Raw genomic sequence first — 15,756 nt, 5'->3', positions numbered from 1 at the left:
ACAGTCAGTCGTTGAGCAGACGGCCATGACGGCGCGGCGTACGCCCCGCCACTTTAGCCAGCCAGAAACCCGGTTGTGCGTAACGCAGCCGCTCGATGGCAAACAGCACGCCAGCAGTGTTGGAGCAGACCGTGCTGACCTTGTCGGACAGCGGATCGATGACTTCGAACAGCGGATCACCGACGTCGACCCAGTCGCCGGCCGAACGCAGGAACGTCACCACGCCGGGATGCGGCGCGAACAACAATTCGGTGCCTTCGAACGGCATGCCTTCGCAGGCTTCATGGGCCGGTTGCGGCCAGTCGCCACTGATAAAACCTTGCTCGGCCAGAAACGCCAGAATGCCTGCGGCGTGAGCCTCGGCTTCGGGTTTGCCAGTATCGGCCTGACCGCCCAACTCGATGGTGGTCGCCAGACACGCCAGAGGAATCTGCGCGTCCGGAAAAATCCGCGACAGCCGCAACCATGGCAACGAGCAGGCCTCATCGAACGAACTGCCGCCCGAGTCTTCGGCCAGCAACGCCACCCGGACATCCAGATGCGCCGTCAGGGAACGCCATTGCGGCCAATGCTGCGGCAAGGCATAGAGGTGAAGCGCGGCGTCAGCGTCGCAATGCAGATCCAGCACCACATCAGCGGTGCAGGCATGACTGAGCAGCAAATGCTGCAAGCCGCGCAGCTCGCCTTGTGGTGGCGGCAGGTTTTCCAGCGCAGTGGTCATGGCCTGGCGGATCAACTGCACATTACTGTGCGGATCGTCGCCCAACTGGCCTTCAAGCAACTCGGCGACCGGCTCGCTCAACTCGGCAAAGTCTCGGTTGAAATTCTTGCCGCTGCCGAATTCGAAACGTCCTTGATGGGCGCCTTGCAGCAATTGCCCCAGGCCGATCGGATTAGCCACCGGCACAAGCTCGATGACGCCTTTGAGCGCGCCCTGCTCTTCCAGCTCCAACAGACGTTTTTTCAGCTCCCAGGCGGTGCGCATGCCCGGCAGTTCGTCGGCGTGCAGGCTGGCCTGGATGTAGGCCTTGCGTTCGCCGCTGCCGAAACGGAACACGCTCAGCTGGCGTTCGGTGCCGAGGGTGCTCCACGGCAATACATGATCGGTTCTTTGCATGTCAGGCCTTCCGGGGCGCGAGGTAGCCCAGCCAGCGGTGTTCAGCCAGCTTGAACAGTCGCACCAGAATGAATGTCAGGCACAGGTAGAACACGCCTGCGGTGATGAACGCCTCGAAAGGCAGATAATACTGAGCGTTGACCGAGCGGGCCGCGCCGGTAATGTCGAGCAGCGTGACAATGGACGCCAGACTGGTGGTCTGCAGCATCATGATCACTTCATTGCTGTACTGCGGCAGCGCACGACGCAGCGCCGAGGGCAGCAGAATCCGGCGATATAGCATGGCCTTGGACATACCCATCGCGCGGGCGGCTTCGATTTCACCGGCCGGCGTGGCCTTCAGGCTGCCAGCGATGATTTCGGCGGTATACGCGCTGGTATTGACGGCGAAGGCCAGACAGGCGCAGAAGGTCGCACTGGACAGCATCGGCCAGAGAAAACTCTCCCGCACCGCCGAAAATTGCGCCAGGCCGTAATAGATGAGGAACAGCTGCACCAGCATCGGCGTGCCGCGAATCACATAAGTGAACAGCCATGCCGGCAGGTTTATCCAGCGGTTTTTCGAGACCCGCATCAAGCCCAGGGGCAAAGCGGCAAGCAGGCCGAAAAACAGGGAAATCGCCAGCAACTTGAGGGTGATCAGCATGCCGCTGAAATACATCGGCAGGCTATCCCAGACGACGGTGTAGTCGAAGATCATAGGTCAGCCGCCCTTACGCCTACCGAGTAGCGTTTTTCGATGAAGCGCAGAATCAGCAGCGAGACACTGGTGATCACCAGATACATCGCCGCCACGGCGAGGAAAAAGGTAAACGGCTCGCGGGTCGCGTCGGCCGCCTGTTTGGCCTTGAACATCATGTCCTGCAGACCGACCACGGAAATCAGCGCGGTGGCCTTGGTCAGCACCAGCCAGTTATTGGTGAAGCCGGGAATCGCCAGGCGAATCATCTGCGGCACCAATATCCGGAAAAATACGTTGAAGCGGCTCATCCCGTACGCCATGCCGGCTTCGGACTGGCCTTTGGGAATCGCCATAAAGGCACCGCGAAAGGTTTCCGAGAGGTAGGCGCCGAAGATAAAACCGAGCGTGCCAATACCAGCCGCCAACGGGCTGAGCTCGATGTAGTCGTCATAGCCGACCATCGGCGCAACAGCGTTGAGCACACTTTGCCCGCCGTAGAAAATCAGCAGAATCAGCACCAGATCGGGAATCCCGCGGATTACCGTGGAATACAGATCACCCAACACTGCAAGTTGTCGCACCGGCGACAAACGCAGCGCCACGCCAATCAGGCCGAGGACAATGGCCAGCGCCATCGACGACAAGGCCAGTTGCAGCGTCAGCCATGCACCTTCGAGGATGACAGCCCCGTAGCCTTTCAACATGATGTGCGGTCCTCACGGATGGGTATGAAAATGGCGCAAGAACGACCGTTGCTTGCGCCATTTCGAGGGGTAGCTTCAGACGACTTACTTGCCGTAAACGTCGAAATCGAAGTACTTGTCCTGGATTTTCTTGTACTCGCCATTGGCGCGAATTGCAGTGATGGCCGCGTTGATCTTGTCCAGATTGGCCTTGTCGCCTTTACGCACGGCAATACCGATACCGTCGCCGAAGTAGGCGGCGTCAGTGAATGCCGGGCCAACGAAAGCGTAGCCCTTGCCTGCGTCGGTTTTCAGGAAACCGTCTTGCAACAGGGTCGCGTCAGCCACGGTGCCATCAAGACGACCGGCCTGAATGTCCAGGTAGATTTCGTTCTGCGATGCGTAGGATTTGATCTCGGCGCCCAACGGCTCGAGTTTTTCCTTGGCGAAACGGTCATGGATCGAACCGCGCTGCACGCCGATCTTCTTGCCCTTGAGTTCAGCAAGGCTGTCGCTGATCGTGGTGCCGTCCTTCATTACCAGACGCGCCTGGGTGCTGTAGTAGCGATCAGTGAAATCCACGGATTTCTTGCGGTCTTCGGTGATGGACATCGAGGACAGGATCGCGTCGATCTTACGCACTTTGAGCGCGGGGATCAGGCCATCGAATTCCTGCTCGACCCAGGTGCACTTGACCTTCATCTCGGCACACAGGGCGTTGCCGATGTCGTAGTCGAAACCCACGATGCTGCCATCCGGCGCCTTGGAGGCAAACGGAGGGTAAGCGGCTTCGATGCCGATTTTCAGCGGTTTTTCGTCAGCAAACGTTGGCTGCGCCAGCACAGACAGCGCCAGTGCACCAAGAAGCATGAGCTTTTTCATTCTTAGGACTCCGTCGGTAAACACGACAAATGGCAGAGTGAGCTAGAGCCCAAAATGCGGAGAGATGATTGAAGACTGTGACGCCTGCCAGGCGAGGCCGGAATCCGGGCCCGCAAACCTTGGGCGAGTGATCGGCATTTTAACGACACGCTCGAAGTCGATATTTCTTCAATGCGACAACTAGTTACAAAAGCATCGAAAAAACAGACCGGGCTTATTGACAGCTATTGCAGGTTATGCAATGCGAAAAGAAGACTAACCGATCTATACAGCAAAATACGCGCCCATTATTGGCAAAGCCTTGTAATACGGCAAGCGCAGCGTTGATCGGGTTTATTTCCTGGACAATAACGCACCCATTTCCTACAAAAACTGAGGCGTATCGCCTCACAAATGCGCGGAGGGTTACAGACCGTTGCTCGTGGGTAACATGTGGATATATATCTGTTGGAGGTAAGGCATTGCGCCTGCGTAGACACCGAGACCGCCTCGCGAACACGTTCACTGCTGCAGCGCTATTTGTTGGAGATTCTATGTCTGAGGGCAACCGCCAGGCGCCGCAGATGTATTGTCTGAACCGACGCCTTCCCGGCTAAAGCCGGTCCCACTAGATCGCGCTGGTTTTGTGGGACCGGATTTATCCGGGAAGACGGCATTCCAGTAGACGCAAATGCATCGGCTTTATGTCCTATCGCGAACGTTGCGTAGATCCGTTGGAGATTCTATGTTCGTGAGCAACCCCCAGACATGAAGTTTGGGGTGTACTCCGTTTGGTTTTTCATTAGGGCGTACCCACCCCACGGCACCGGAGCGAAGGAACCGCTGCGAAGCAGGGGCCGGACGTCAGCGCAAAATGGTTTCGTCCTTTTGCCGAAACAAAAGGACTCGACCGTCAGGGCAAAACCTCAATAAGCCGCACCGCAAATGCTGTTGGCGCAACCCGATTCGAAGCGCGCGGGCAACATACAAGTTCGCTCCCACAGGGATCGCGCTTCACATGCAATAACGGGGCACATAAAAAACCCCGCCAGGCTTACACCGGGCGGGGTTTTTGAGCGGCCTTTATCAGGCGGCGGTCATGGTCTTGTGTGTTTCGATCAAATGCTGCACGACACTCGGATCGGCCAGGGTGGAGATATCACCCAAGGTGTCGTATTCGCCAGTGGCAATCTTGCGCAGGATGCGGCGCATGATTTTCCCCGAGCGGGTTTTTGGCAGGCCCGGCGCCCACTGGATGACATCCGGGGAGGCAATCGGACCGATTTCCTTGCGCACCCAGTTACGCAGTTCGAGACGCAACGCCTCATCCGGCACTTCGCCGCCATTGAGCGTGACGTAGACGTAGATGCCCTGCCCTTTCAAGTCGTGAGGCACGCCGACCACGGCAGCTTCGGCGACTTTCGGGTGGGCAACCATCGCGCTTTCGATTTCGGCAGTACCCATGCGGTGGCCGGACACGTTGAGCACGTCGTCCACGCGACCGGTGATCCAGTAGTAGCCATCTTCATCACGACGCGCACCGTCACCGGTGAAGTACATGCCACGGAAGGTCTTGAAGTAAGTGTCGACGAAACGGTCGTGATCACCGTACAGCGTGCGCGACTGGCCCGGCCAGGAATCGAGGATGACCAGATTACCTTCGGCTGCGCCTTCGATCAGGTTGCCCAGGTTATCCACCAGGGCCGGAATCACGCCAAAGAAAGGACGTGTCGCCGAGCCCGGCTTCAGGGCAGTAGCGCCTGGCAGCGGGCTGATCAGGATGCCGCCGGTTTCGGTCTGCCACCAGGTATCGACAATCGGGCAGTTCTTCTTGCCGACGGTGTTGTAGTACCAGTTCCACGCCTCGGGGTTGATCGGCTCACCGACCGAGCCCAACAAGCGCAGGCTCGAACCGTCAGCGCCGTCTACGGCTTTGGTGCCTTCGGCCATCATGGCGCGAATGGCGGTCGGCGCGGTGTAGAGGATATTGACCTTGTGCTTGTCGACGATTTTCGACACGCGAGTAATGTCCGGGTAGTTCGGCACACCTTCGAACAGCAGCGTGGTTGCGCCGTTGGCCAGCGGGCCGTAGACGATGTAGCTGTGACCGGTGACCCAGCCCACGTCAGCGGTACACCAGTAAACTTCGCCCGGACGGTAGTCGAACACCCGCTCGTGAGTCAGCGCGGCGTAAACCAGATAGCCAGCTGTGGTGTGCAGCACGCCCTTGGGTTTGCCCGTGGAGCCGGAGGTATAAAGAATGAACAACGACTCTTCGGCGCCCATTTCTTTCGGTGCGCAGGTGGCCGATGCCACTTCCAACAGCGAGTGGTACCAGATGTCGCGATGGCGGTTCCATTCGATATCGCCGCCGGTGCGCTTGCAGACGATGACTTTCTGCACGCTGGCGGTTTCAGGGTTGGTCAACGCACGGTCGACGTTGGCTTTCATGGCGGTTTTCTTGCCACCACGCAGGCCTTCATCGGCGGTGATCACCACCTTGGACTGGCAATCGATGATGCGTCCGGCCAGCGCTTCAGGAGAAAAGCCGCCGAATACCACAGAGTGAATGGCTCCGATCCGGGCGCACGCCAGCATGGCGACCACAGCCTCGGGGATCATCGGCATATAGATAGTCACCACGTCGCCGCGATGCACATCCTGGCCGCGCAGGGCGTTGGCGAATTTGCAGACTTCCGTATGCAGTTCGCGATAAGTGATGTTGCGGCTCTCGGAAGGATCGTCGCCTTCCCAGATGATGGCGATGGAGTCGCCGCGTTCTTCCAGGTGACGGTCCAGGCAGTTATAGGCAACGTTCAGCGTGCCGTCAGCGAACCATTTGATATCGACCCGGTGATCGTCGAAGGAGGTCTGTTTGACCGAGGTGAAAGGCTTGATCCAGTCGAGGCGTTTGGCCTGCTCACGCCAGAAGCCATCGGGGTTGACCACTGACTGCTGATACATGGCCTTGTAGGTCGCCTCATCGGTCAGCGTTGTCGCTGCAACATCTGGGCGGACGGGGTACAGGGAAGCTGCACTCATCTTGGTTACCTCGGTGGATAGTTGTTGTTTTATGTGTCCGTTGTAACCGGCTGCCGGTCTCGGGACCATTCGACGATGGTCTTACCGCTTTGCAACCCTACACCACAATCGGCTTGCAGGCGCCGTATCCCGGCGCAGTACGCCGAACGAAGCAAGACTAAAGAACGAGCAACACTCATGATTCGAGCAGCAGTGAAACGGATTATTACGGATTTGCTCAATAGTGTTTATCAAAACTCTTTCTATATGAATCAGGCACAGAGGCATAGAATCAATCTCACCAACACGGCAAACCGATTAACAACTGACAGCCCCCACAGGCTTGTTAATCCACGATACCGACACTCGATTCACACATGACCCCACAAGGGTTGTGTGACCCATTTCGAACTAAAGAAGGTAATACGCAATGAAAGCTTCACTGCTGGTTCTGGCCCTTTGTGGTTTCAGTGCATTTGCAATGGCTGAAGAGTCAGGTGCAAAAGTTGCTGTACAACAAGCCCGCGCCGAGCAATACACCTATGGCAGCCACCTGGACATCGCCAAAGTGGTCTCCGTCAGCAATGTTCCAAACGTCTGCGCCGTAGTGCCGATGCGCATGACCTACCTGGATTCCCAAGGCAATCAGCACATCATGGCTTATCAAGTGATGGGCAACGGTTGCAGCAACGGTTGATCCAGACCGCTCGCGCATGATGCCAACGTCTCCGGGAGCACTCCCCCGAGACGTGGCCTCGTTTCTGTCGCTATTACAAGCAGCGCTTGCTTAACCTTGAACATTAAACTTTATTTATAAAGATGAAGTTCTGCCACGTTTGATCTCCGCAATAACTCACACCCTCACCTGATGTTTGAAAACTTATTTCTTTTCCGCACCCAATCCATAATCGCGCAACTTGTTGGCGATGGTGGTGTGGGAAACGCCGAGGCGTTTGCCTAATTGTCGACTGCTGGAATACTCCGGATAAAGGCGCTGTAAGACAGCCTTTTCAAAGCGTCCGACTATTTCGTCCAGCCCGCCGTCCAGGGAAAACTCACGCAACGGTTCCCGCACGCCATATTCTGGCAATCGGACATGTTCAGCCTTGACCGTGCCGCCCTCGCACAATGAAACGGCCTGAAACAACACATTCTCCAACTGACGGATATTGCCCGGCCAGTGGTAATGGGTCAGCCGCTCCATTGCAGCCGGGCCGATTCGCGGCAGCGCGCAGCCGATCTGCCGACTGGCCTGATCGAGGAAGTGCTCAACCAGCGGCCCCAGGCCGTCCAGGCATTCGCGCAACGGCGGGATATGCAGCGTCAGCACGTTGAGGCGGTGGTAGAGATCCTGGCGAAACTCGCCTCTGGCGCACAGTTCGGACAGATCGCTCTGGGTCGAGCAGATGACCCGCACATCCAGATAAACCTCTTCATCGCTGCCCACCCGACGAAAGCAGCCGTCCTGCAAGAAGCGCAGCAGTTTGGCCTGCATCCGCGCACTCAGTTCGCCGACGCCATCGAGAAACAACGTGCCGCCCGCCGTCAATTCCAGCAGGCCAAGCTTGCCTTCGACTCGCGCGCCATCGAAAGCGCCCGGCCCGTAGCCGAACAATTCCGTTTCGGCCATGGATTCGGACAAGCCCGCGCAATTCATTGCCATCAACGGCGACTGCCCGCGCGGGCTGGCCAGATGACACGCGCGAGCCAGCAGCTCCTTGCCGGTGCCGGTTTCACCCTCGATCAACAACGGCGCATCCAGCGGCGCCATGCGTCGGGCTTCACGCACCACCGCAGCCATGACCCGAGAACTCTGAAAGATGCTGTCGAAGCCACGCAATTCCTGCTTGCGCACTTGATAGATGCGCTCGCCGACCAGATCCGCGCGATGCAAGGTCAACACCGCACCGGCCATGGCTTCGCTGTCATCATGCTGGGACTGCAACGGCGCAATATCGGCGAGGAACACATCGCCGCGCACCTTGACCCGCAGGCCATTGATTCGCGATTTATTAGTGCGCACCAGTTCCGGCAGATCAAAGTCTTCGGCGTAACGCGACAGCGCAATGCCCGGTACTTCATCGACCCTGACCCCGAGCAACTGCGCGGCGGCCCGATTGGCGGCAACGATGGAGCCGCCCATGTCGATGGACATCACCGGAAACTCCAGGGCGCCCAACAGCGCGTTCAACTCCATGTGCCGACGCTCACTGGGCATAAGCCCTACGCGCTTCACGCCGAAAACGCCGGGGATCGCTTCAAATTTCGGGCGCAAGGCCTGGAACTGCATGTTGATCAGGTTGGGGCAGTGCAGGTAGATCGCATCACCCTGCTCACCGCCCACTTCACCACGAGCGACATTGACGCCGTAGTTGACCAGCAGATCGAGGATATCGCGGGTCATGCCGATGCGATTGAGGCAATGGACTTTGATGCGCATGGCGGATTGATCCTGTGATGCAAGAAGGCTGCTGGAGCGCACTTGGTGGGAGCGAGCTTGCTCGCGAAGGCTGTTGAACAAGCACTGAATATCTCAATGCCTGTACCGGCCTCTTCGCGAACAAGTTCGCTCCCACAGGCTGGAATGCGCCCTACAATTTTTTTGTATCGAGAATATTATCGTCAAGAATACGTGACAGTACAGGCAGGTTTTGCCCAGCCATGACAAGAAGATTCGAGGCCCCCGCTCGTACCGTAAAGTATTCGTTACGATTCAAAGCGAAAACCCAGCTCCAGTACTCGGCGATCCACTTACCAAATTCGCAGAAAAAGGTATTCATAGCCTCAGGCGTTCGACACAAATCGAAGAACAGAACCCAGGAGAGCAGCATGAGCCAGACGCGTTATGTGGCACGCGAGCCCGATGAGAACGGATTCATTGAATATCCGGCTGCCGAGCATGCGGTGTGGAATACCTTGATCACCCGCCAGATGAACGTCATCGAAGGCCGCGCCTGTCAGGAATATCTGGATGGTATCGAGCAGCTCGCGCTGCCCCACGATCGCATTCCGCAGTTGAGCGAAATCAACGCAGTGCTAGCGGCTACGACCGGCTGGCAAGTCGCGCGCGTTCCTGCGCTGATCCCCTTCCAGACTTTTTTTGAGTTATTGGCCAGCAAGCGCTTTCCTGTCGCCACGTTCATACGCAGCAAAGAGGAACTGGACTACTTGCAAGAGCCCGATATCTTTCACGAAATATTTGGTCATTGCCCACTGCTGACCAATCCCTGGTTTGCGGAATTCACCCACACTTACGGCAAGCTCGGACTCAGCGCGAGTAAAGAGCAGCGCGTCTATCTGGCGCGGCTGTACTGGATGACCATCGAATTTGGCCTGGTGGATACACCCGAAGGTCGGCGAATCTATGGCGGCGGCATCCTTTCATCACCTAAAGAAGCGGTTTATAGCTTGTCCTCCGAGCCTGTGCATAAAGTGTTCGATGCGCTGGACGCGATGCGCACGCCGTACCGTATCGATATCCTGCAACCTCTGTATTTTGTCCTGCCCAACCTCAAGCGACTGTTTGATCTGGCCCACGAAGACATCATGGGCATGGTTGAGCAAGGCATGCAGCTGGGCTTGCACGCGCCGACCTTTGCACCGAAAAATCCATCAAGCTCTTCATCCGCCTCTACAGCTAACAAGACCCATGCGGCCTGAACAGGAATTCACCATGACTACGCTCAACCAAGCCCACTGCGAAGCCTGCCGCGCCGACGCGCCGCAAGTCAGCGATGCCGAATTGCCCGCGCTGATCAAGCAGATCCCGGACTGGAACATCGAGGTTCGCGACAGCGTGATGCAGCTGGAAAAAGTCTTCTTGTTCAAGAATTTCAAATTTGCGCTGGCATTTACCAACGCGGTCGGCGAAATTGCCGAAGCCGAAGGTCACCACCCCGGCCTGTTGACTGAATGGGGCAAGGTGACCGTCACCTGGTGGAGCCACTCGATCAAAGGGCTGCACCGTAACGACTTCATCATGGCTGCCCGCACCGACGAGGTGGCCAAAGGCGCCGAGGGCCGCAAGTAATGCATTTCACCGATATCCAGCGAGTACCGGGCGATCCGATTCTGGGCCTGATTGACGCCTACGCCGCCGACACCAATCCCGAAAAATTCGACCTGGGCGTTGGCGTCTACAAGGACGCCATGGGTTTGACCACCATTCCCCGCGCGGTGAAGCTGGCCGAGCAGCGTCTGGTCGATGCGCAAATGACCAAGACCTATATTGGCGGTCACGGCGAACCGCGCTTCGGCCGCTTGATCAGCGAACTGGTGCTGGGCGCCGGCTCGCCGCTGCTGACCGAAAAACGCGTGAGTGCCACCCAGACACCGGGCGGCACCGGGGCCTTGCGCCTGGCCGGTGATTTCATCGCTGAATGCCTGCCGGGACGCGGTATCTGGCTCAGCACGCCGACCTGGCCGATCCATGAAACCATCTTCGCCAAGGCCGGATTGAAGGTCAGCCATTACCCTTACGTGGGCAGCGACAATCGGCTGAACGTCGAAGCCATGCTGGAAACACTGAACAGCGTGCCAACTGGGGACGTGGTGCTGTTGCATGCGTGCTGCCACAACCCGACCGGGTTCGATCTGTCTCATGACGACTGGCGCCGGGTGCTGGACATCGTGCGCAGTCGTAACCTGCTGCCGCTGATCGACTTCGCTTATCAGGGCTTCGGCGATGGCCTGGAAGCAGATGCCTGGGGTGTTCGGCTGCTGGCCGCCGAGCTGCCGGAGCTGCTGATTACCAGTTCCTGCTCGAAAAACTTCGGCCTGTATCGGGATCGCACCGGCGCCTTGCTGGTAGTAGCCGGCGACGCGGAAAAATCCCAGGACGTGCGCAGCCAGTTGTCGTCGATTGCCCGCAACCTGTGGTCCAGCCCGCCGGATCATGGCGCTGCGGTGGTCGCGGAAATTCTCGGCAATCCCGAGCTGAAAACCCTGTGGGCCGATGAAGTGGAGGAAATGCGCCAGCGCATCGCGCAACTGCGCAGCGGGTTGGTGGAGGCACTGACGCCGCTGGGCCTGGGCGAACGCTTCGCGCACATCGCGACGCAACGCGGGATGTTTTCCTACACCGGGCTGAACAACGATCAGGTGGCGCGCCTGCGTCACGAGCACAGCGTGTACATGGTCAACGCCGGCCGCGCCAACGTCGCCGGCATCGATGCAGCACGCCTGGATCAATTGGCGCTGGCGATTGCGGCGGTGTGTCGGGATTAAATGGGCGAAATCCGTTGGACGGGCGGAGTTCTTGCGTGCTGACCCCGGACAGTGAAATCCGCTTTTTGTTTCCGCACATGACCAACGGTACCTATAAAAGTCTGTTTGTCATTTGCGGTGCTGTATCCTGCCCAAGCTTTTTAGAAGCACGGTTCTGTCCAGCAACCAGAAAAATCTTGCGAAGGAGCGACGACGATGCATGAAATCCCAAACTTCCCCCCGAGCCAGAGTGAACCCGAGCAGTCAACATTGGCGCAGCTGGAACTCGGTCAAGTGGTCGAGATGAAAGCCAGCAGCACGCAGGTTGAAGACTGCCAGCCAGCCTCCAGCGAAGACTGAAGGCGATTTTTTTCAGGCGTATCGAAAACCGGTTTTGCTGAGTTTCCATACGCCTGAAAATGCCGAGACAAGTAGACACCCTCCATGACCGAATTTACCGAAACCCAGGCCAACGCCCTGATCGGCACCGCCGAGAAGATGATCAACGTCTGGTCGCGCTTGAGCCCTGAGAAGAAACAGGCCTTGCTCGAACGCTTCGGCAGCCAGGAAAAAGCCCTGGCCGCACTGGTGACCACGCAGTTGGTCGCGCCTGCTAAAGATTGACTGCAAATGAATAGGTGGGAGCGAGCTTGCTCGCGAAGAAGCCATTTCATCCAACTTGGTTTCCAGCGCCTGATACATTGCCTTCGCAAGCAAGCTAGCTCCCACAAGGCTCTGTTCTGAATTTTCGCCCGGTATTTTTCTGCCCCCCTCCCGATTGCTCCCCATACGCCGCTATCATGGCGCACTTGATTAGCCTGCTAAGCTTCTACCCTCTCCGCCGTAACCTGGACCGCTTATTCATGCCAGAGATCCACTCTCCAGAACGCCCCATGGCCGTCACGCTGCAGGTCGTTTCCATCGTTTTGTTCACCTTCATCGGCTATCTGAATATCGGCATACCGCTGGCCGTCTTGCCCGGTTATGTCCATACCGATCTGGGTTTTGGCGCCGTTGTCGCCGGCTTGGTCATCAGCGTGCAGTACCTGGCGACCCTGCTGAGTCGCCCGTACGCCAGCCGCATCATCGATAACCTGGGCAGCAAAAAAGCAGTGCTGTTCGGCCTGGCAGGTTGCGGGCTGAGTGGCGTACTGATGCTGTTGTCGAGTTGGCTGCAAGGCTGGCCCGTGGCAAGTCTGGTCTGCCTGTTTATCGGTCGAGTGGTGCTGGGCAGTGCGGAAAGCCTGGTGGGTTCGGGGTCGATTGGCTGGGGTATCGGTCGCGTCGGCGCGGCTAACACCGCCAAGGTGATTTCCTGGAACGGCATCGCCAGCTACGGCGCACTGGCCATTGGTGCGCCCCTGGGTGTGCTGATGGTCGGTGAACTGGGTCTGTGGAGCATGGGCGTGAGCATCATGCTGCTGGCCGGGTTGGGCATCGCGCTGGCCCGGAAGAAGGAGCCCGCGCCCATCGTGCACGGCGAGCGTCTGCCTTTCATGCATGTGCTGGGCCGAGTCTTTCCCCACGGCATGGGCCTGGCGCTGGGATCAATCGGCTTCGGCACCATCGCCACTTTTATTACCCTGTATTACGCCAGCCACGGCTGGCCCAACGCCGTGCTTTGCCTGAGCCTGTTCGGCGGCTGCTTTATCGCGGCGCGACTGCTGTTCGGCAACTTGATCAATCGCCTGGGCGGTTTCCGGGTGGCGATTGCCTGCTTGTCGGTCGAGAGCCTCGGCCTGCTGTTGCTGTGGCTGGCACCGTCACCCGAACTGGCGCTGGCCGGCGCGGCGCTGACCGGTTTCGGCTTCTCATTGGTGTTCCCGGCGCTGGGCGTCGAAGCCGTCAACCTTGTGCCGGCGTCCAGCCGTGGTGCAGCGGTGGGCGCCTATTCGCTGTTCATTGATCTGTCGCTGGGGATCACTGGCCCGGTGGCAGGCGCAATCGCTGGCGGCTTTGGCTTCTCGTCGATCTTCCTCTTCGCCGCCATCGCCTCCCTCAGCGGGCTCGGGGTAAGTGTTTACCTGTTCAAGCAGGCCAAAGCGATGCGCCAACGAAACGCCTGATCAGAAGTCGACCTTGCCGCGCCCGGCCTTGATCGAGCCACGCTTGGTCTTGCCCTCAAGCCGCCGCTTCTTCGAGCCCAACGTCGGCTTGGTCGGGCGGCGTTTCTTTTCGACCTTGGTAGCGCTGACGATCAGCTCGACCAGACGCTCCAGCGCATCGGCGCGATTCTGTTCCTGAGTGCGATATTGCTGAGCCTTGATGATCAGCACGCCATCGCTGGTAATACGGCTGTCGCGCAGGGCCAGCAGACGCTCTTTATAGAACGGCGGCAAGGACGACGCGTTGATGTCAAAGCGCAAGTGCATCGCGCTGGAAACCTTGTTGACGTTTTGCCCGCCCGCACCCTGAGCGCGGATCGCAGTCAATTCAATTTCGGCATCCGGCAGATGCACATTGTTGGAAATCACCAGCATGGGTCAAAGCTACAGTCGATCAAGGGCGATCAGGATAACCGTTGCACCCATAAAAAACCCGGTTGCAGCGCGTGGGCACTGCAGACCGGGTGTGTTGAGCATCGAGAAACTCAGCCAGCGTGATTCAGCGCAGCCGCCGCGCTGCGTTTGCTCTTGATGCGGTAGCAAACCAACATCAGCAGCAGCCAGACCGGTATCGCATACACCGAGACCTGAATACCCGGAATCATCAGCATGATGCCGAGAATGAACACCACGAACGCCAGGCACACGTAGTTGCCGTACGGATACCACAACGCCTTGAACAGCGGCACCTGTTGGGTACGGATCATGTGCTGGCGAAACTTGAGGTGCGAATAGCTGATCATCGCCCAGTTGATGACCAATGTAGCCACCACCAGCGACATCAGCAGCTCAAGGGCACTGTGCGGGATCAGGTAGTTGAGCAGCACCGCGACGAAGGTCACCAGCGCCGAGACGAAAATCGCCCGCACCGGCACGCCGCGCTTGTCGACCTGCGCCAGGGAACGCGGCGCATCGCCCTGCTCGGCCATGCCCAGCAGCATGCGGCTGTTGCAGTAAGTGCCACTGTTGTAGACCGACAATGCGGCCGTCAGGACCACAAAGTTGAGGATGTGCGCGGCGGTGTCGCTGCCCAGCATCGAAAACACCTGTACAAAAGGGCTGCCGCTGTACTCGTCACCCGAAGCATTGAGGCTGGCCAGCAGGCTGTCCCAAGGCGTCAGCGAGAGCAACACCACCAACGCGCCAATGTAGAAAATCAGGATCCGGTAGATCACCTGATTGATCGCTTTGGGAATCACGGTGCGCGGCTGATCGGCCTCGGCGGCGGTGAAGCCAAGCATTTCCAGGCCACCGAAAGAGAACATGATGATCGCTAGCGCCATCACCAGCCCCATGACGCCATTGGGAAAGAAGCCGCCGTGTTCCCAGAGGTTGCTGACCGATGCTTGTGGCCCGCCATTACCGCTGACCAGCAGATAGCTGCCCAGGGCGATCATGCCCAGGATCGCCACGACCTTGATGATGGCGAACCAGAACTCGGCTTCACCGAAGACTTTGACGTTGGCCAGGTTGACGGCGTTGATCATCAGGAAGAACACCGCCGCTGAGGCCCAGCTGGGGATTTCCGGCCACCAGTAGTGGATGTACTTGCCTACGGCGGTCAGCTCGGACATGCCCACCAGGATATACAGAATCCAGCAGTTCCAGCCAGACAGAAAACCGGCAAAGCCGCCCCAGTATTTGTGCGCGAAATGGCTGAAGGAGCCAGCGACCGGCTCTTCGACGATCATCTCGCCGAGCTGGCGCATGATCATGAAGGCAATGAAGCCGCAGATGGCGTAACCGAGGATCATCGACGGACCCGCCGACTTGAGCACGCCTGCCGAGCCCAGGAACAAGCCTGTGCCGATGGCGCCGCCCAGGGCGATCAGTTGGATATGACGATTTTTCAGCCCACGTTTCAGCTCGCCGGAGGACGAGAGGTGTTCACTCATTGATAGTCACCTGATTGTTATTGTCTGTGACGGAATCGAACCCACAGCGCTTGTGGCGTCAGGGAATGAAGTGCACAAGGCGGATGGCCCTGAACGAGTTGGATGCGCGAAGAGGTCAGCAAGCCACAGAAAAACGCGAGGGATTGTACACCCCTGGAGGGAGTTGAGGGGGCAGCGCAAGACTGTC

Annotated in this window: 15 protein-coding genes; 7 read left to right on the top strand and 8 right to left on the bottom strand. The window is 58.3% G+C overall.

Annotated elements, in window-relative coordinates:
* Positions 1-4 precede the first annotated feature (4 nt).
* The 5 genes from ACP7E4_RS02755 to acs form a co-directional block, all read right to left on the bottom strand.
* Complete coding sequence (locus ACP7E4_RS02755) at positions 5-1,117, bottom strand: succinylglutamate desuccinylase/aspartoacylase family protein (RefSeq protein ID WP_426111429.1); 1,113 nt, start codon at positions 1,115-1,117, stop codon at positions 5-7.
* Position 1,118: 1 nt separating this feature from the next.
* Complete coding sequence (locus ACP7E4_RS02750; protein WP_426111427.1) at positions 1,119-1,817, bottom strand: ABC transporter permease; 699 nt, start codon at positions 1,815-1,817, stop codon at positions 1,119-1,121.
* Positions 1,814-2,503, bottom strand: coding sequence for an ABC transporter permease (locus tag ACP7E4_RS02745; RefSeq protein WP_020290538.1), 690 nt, complete (start codon positions 2,501-2,503; stop codon positions 1,814-1,816). The genes ACP7E4_RS02750 and ACP7E4_RS02745 overlap by 4 nt, the downstream gene beginning before the upstream one ends.
* Positions 2,504-2,587: 84 nt before the next feature.
* Positions 2,588-3,364, bottom strand: coding sequence for an ABC transporter substrate-binding protein (locus ACP7E4_RS02740; protein ID WP_426111425.1), 777 nt, complete (start codon positions 3,362-3,364; stop codon positions 2,588-2,590).
* 1,065 nt (positions 3,365-4,429) lie between these two features.
* On the bottom strand, positions 4,430-6,385 hold the full coding sequence (acs, locus tag ACP7E4_RS02735) for an acetate--CoA ligase (protein WP_426111423.1): 1,956 nt from the start codon (positions 6,383-6,385) through the stop codon (positions 4,430-4,432).
* A gap of 409 nt (positions 6,386-6,794) precedes the next feature.
* Between acs and ACP7E4_RS02730 the strand changes: the two genes are divergently transcribed.
* Positions 6,795-7,061, top strand: coding sequence for a DUF2790 domain-containing protein (locus tag ACP7E4_RS02730; RefSeq protein WP_426111421.1), 267 nt, complete (start codon positions 6,795-6,797; stop codon positions 7,059-7,061).
* A 183-nt stretch (positions 7,062-7,244) separates the two neighbouring features.
* Here the strand turns inward: ACP7E4_RS02730 and ACP7E4_RS02725 are convergent, their stop codons facing one another.
* Complete coding sequence (locus ACP7E4_RS02725; RefSeq protein WP_426111419.1) at positions 7,245-8,804, bottom strand: sigma-54-dependent transcriptional regulator; 1,560 nt, start codon at positions 8,802-8,804, stop codon at positions 7,245-7,247.
* A gap of 221 nt (positions 8,805-9,025) precedes the next feature.
* On the opposite strand from ACP7E4_RS02725, the gene phhA reads away from it, so the two are divergent.
* From phhA to ACP7E4_RS02695, 6 genes are all read left to right on the top strand, one after another.
* On the top strand, positions 9,026-10,024 hold the full coding sequence (phhA, locus tag ACP7E4_RS02720) for a phenylalanine 4-monooxygenase (RefSeq protein ID WP_426111417.1): 999 nt from the start codon (positions 9,026-9,028) through the stop codon (positions 10,022-10,024).
* 13 nt (positions 10,025-10,037) lie between these two features.
* A complete protein-coding gene (locus ACP7E4_RS02715) occupies positions 10,038-10,394 on the top strand; it encodes a 4a-hydroxytetrahydrobiopterin dehydratase (protein ID WP_426111415.1) in 357 nt (118 codons plus the stop codon).
* Complete coding sequence (locus ACP7E4_RS02710) at positions 10,394-11,590, top strand: amino acid aminotransferase (RefSeq protein WP_426111413.1); 1,197 nt, start codon at positions 10,394-10,396, stop codon at positions 11,588-11,590. Before ACP7E4_RS02715 ends, ACP7E4_RS02710 begins: the two co-directional genes overlap by 1 nt.
* A gap of 195 nt (positions 11,591-11,785) precedes the next feature.
* On the top strand, positions 11,786-11,929 hold the full coding sequence (locus ACP7E4_RS02705; RefSeq protein WP_170826372.1) for a hypothetical protein: 144 nt from the start codon (positions 11,786-11,788) through the stop codon (positions 11,927-11,929).
* Positions 11,930-12,013: 84 nt separating this feature from the next.
* Complete coding sequence (locus ACP7E4_RS02700) at positions 12,014-12,193, top strand: hypothetical protein (RefSeq protein ID WP_426111411.1); 180 nt, start codon at positions 12,014-12,016, stop codon at positions 12,191-12,193.
* Positions 12,194-12,432: 239 nt separating this feature from the next.
* A complete protein-coding gene (locus ACP7E4_RS02695) occupies positions 12,433-13,635 on the top strand; it encodes an MFS transporter (protein ID WP_426111409.1) in 1,203 nt (400 codons plus the stop codon).
* On the opposite strand, the gene arfB is transcribed toward ACP7E4_RS02695, so the two are convergent.
* A complete protein-coding gene (arfB, locus tag ACP7E4_RS02690; RefSeq protein WP_020290549.1) occupies positions 13,636-14,049 on the bottom strand; it encodes an alternative ribosome rescue aminoacyl-tRNA hydrolase ArfB in 414 nt (137 codons plus the stop codon).
* Between the two features lie 110 nt (positions 14,050-14,159).
* On the bottom strand, positions 14,160-15,569 hold the full coding sequence (locus ACP7E4_RS02685; protein ID WP_426111407.1) for an amino acid permease: 1,410 nt from the start codon (positions 15,567-15,569) through the stop codon (positions 14,160-14,162).
* Positions 15,570-15,756 lie beyond the last annotated feature (187 nt).

Origin of the sequence: Pseudomonas sp. DSP3-2-3, from assembly GCF_049898225.1 — a bacterium.
Taxonomy (GTDB): Bacteria; Pseudomonadota; Gammaproteobacteria; order Pseudomonadales; family Pseudomonadaceae; genus Aquipseudomonas.
This window is presented reverse-complemented; position numbering and strand designations above follow the sequence as displayed.

What these genes read in the sequence shown, in the direction of transcription:
- ACP7E4_RS02755 (WP_426111429.1), bottom strand. Translation starts at nt 1,117, where the DNA reads ATGCAAAGAACCGATCATGTATTGCCGTGGAGCACCCTCGGCACCGAA.
- ACP7E4_RS02750 (WP_426111427.1), bottom strand. Translation starts at nt 1,817, where the DNA reads ATGATCTTCGACTACACCGTCGTCTGGGATAGCCTGCCGATGTATTTC.
- ACP7E4_RS02745 (WP_020290538.1), bottom strand. Translation starts at nt 2,503, where the DNA reads ATGTTGAAAGGCTACGGGGCTGTCATCCTCGAAGGTGCATGGCTGACG.
- ACP7E4_RS02740 (WP_426111425.1), bottom strand. Translation starts at nt 3,364, where the DNA reads ATGAAAAAGCTCATGCTTCTTGGTGCACTGGCGCTGTCTGTGCTGGCG.
- acs (WP_426111423.1), bottom strand. Translation starts at nt 6,385, where the DNA reads ATGAGTGCAGCTTCCCTGTACCCCGTCCGCCCAGATGTTGCAGCGACA.
- ACP7E4_RS02730 (WP_426111421.1), top strand. Translation starts at nt 6,795, where the DNA reads ATGAAAGCTTCACTGCTGGTTCTGGCCCTTTGTGGTTTCAGTGCATTT.
- ACP7E4_RS02725 (WP_426111419.1), bottom strand. Translation starts at nt 8,804, where the DNA reads ATGCGCATCAAAGTCCATTGCCTCAATCGCATCGGCATGACCCGCGAT.
- phhA (WP_426111417.1), top strand. Translation starts at nt 9,026, where the DNA reads ATGACAAGAAGATTCGAGGCCCCCGCTCGTACCGTAAAGTATTCGTTA.
- ACP7E4_RS02715 (WP_426111415.1), top strand. Translation starts at nt 10,038, where the DNA reads ATGACTACGCTCAACCAAGCCCACTGCGAAGCCTGCCGCGCCGACGCG.
- ACP7E4_RS02710 (WP_426111413.1), top strand. Translation starts at nt 10,394, where the DNA reads ATGCATTTCACCGATATCCAGCGAGTACCGGGCGATCCGATTCTGGGC.
- ACP7E4_RS02705 (WP_170826372.1), top strand. Translation starts at nt 11,786, where the DNA reads ATGCATGAAATCCCAAACTTCCCCCCGAGCCAGAGTGAACCCGAGCAG.
- ACP7E4_RS02700 (WP_426111411.1), top strand. Translation starts at nt 12,014, where the DNA reads ATGACCGAATTTACCGAAACCCAGGCCAACGCCCTGATCGGCACCGCC.
- ACP7E4_RS02695 (WP_426111409.1), top strand. Translation starts at nt 12,433, where the DNA reads ATGCCAGAGATCCACTCTCCAGAACGCCCCATGGCCGTCACGCTGCAG.
- arfB (WP_020290549.1), bottom strand. Translation starts at nt 14,049, where the DNA reads ATGCTGGTGATTTCCAACAATGTGCATCTGCCGGATGCCGAAATTGAA.
- ACP7E4_RS02685 (WP_426111407.1), bottom strand. Translation starts at nt 15,569, where the DNA reads ATGAGTGAACACCTCTCGTCCTCCGGCGAGCTGAAACGTGGGCTGAAA.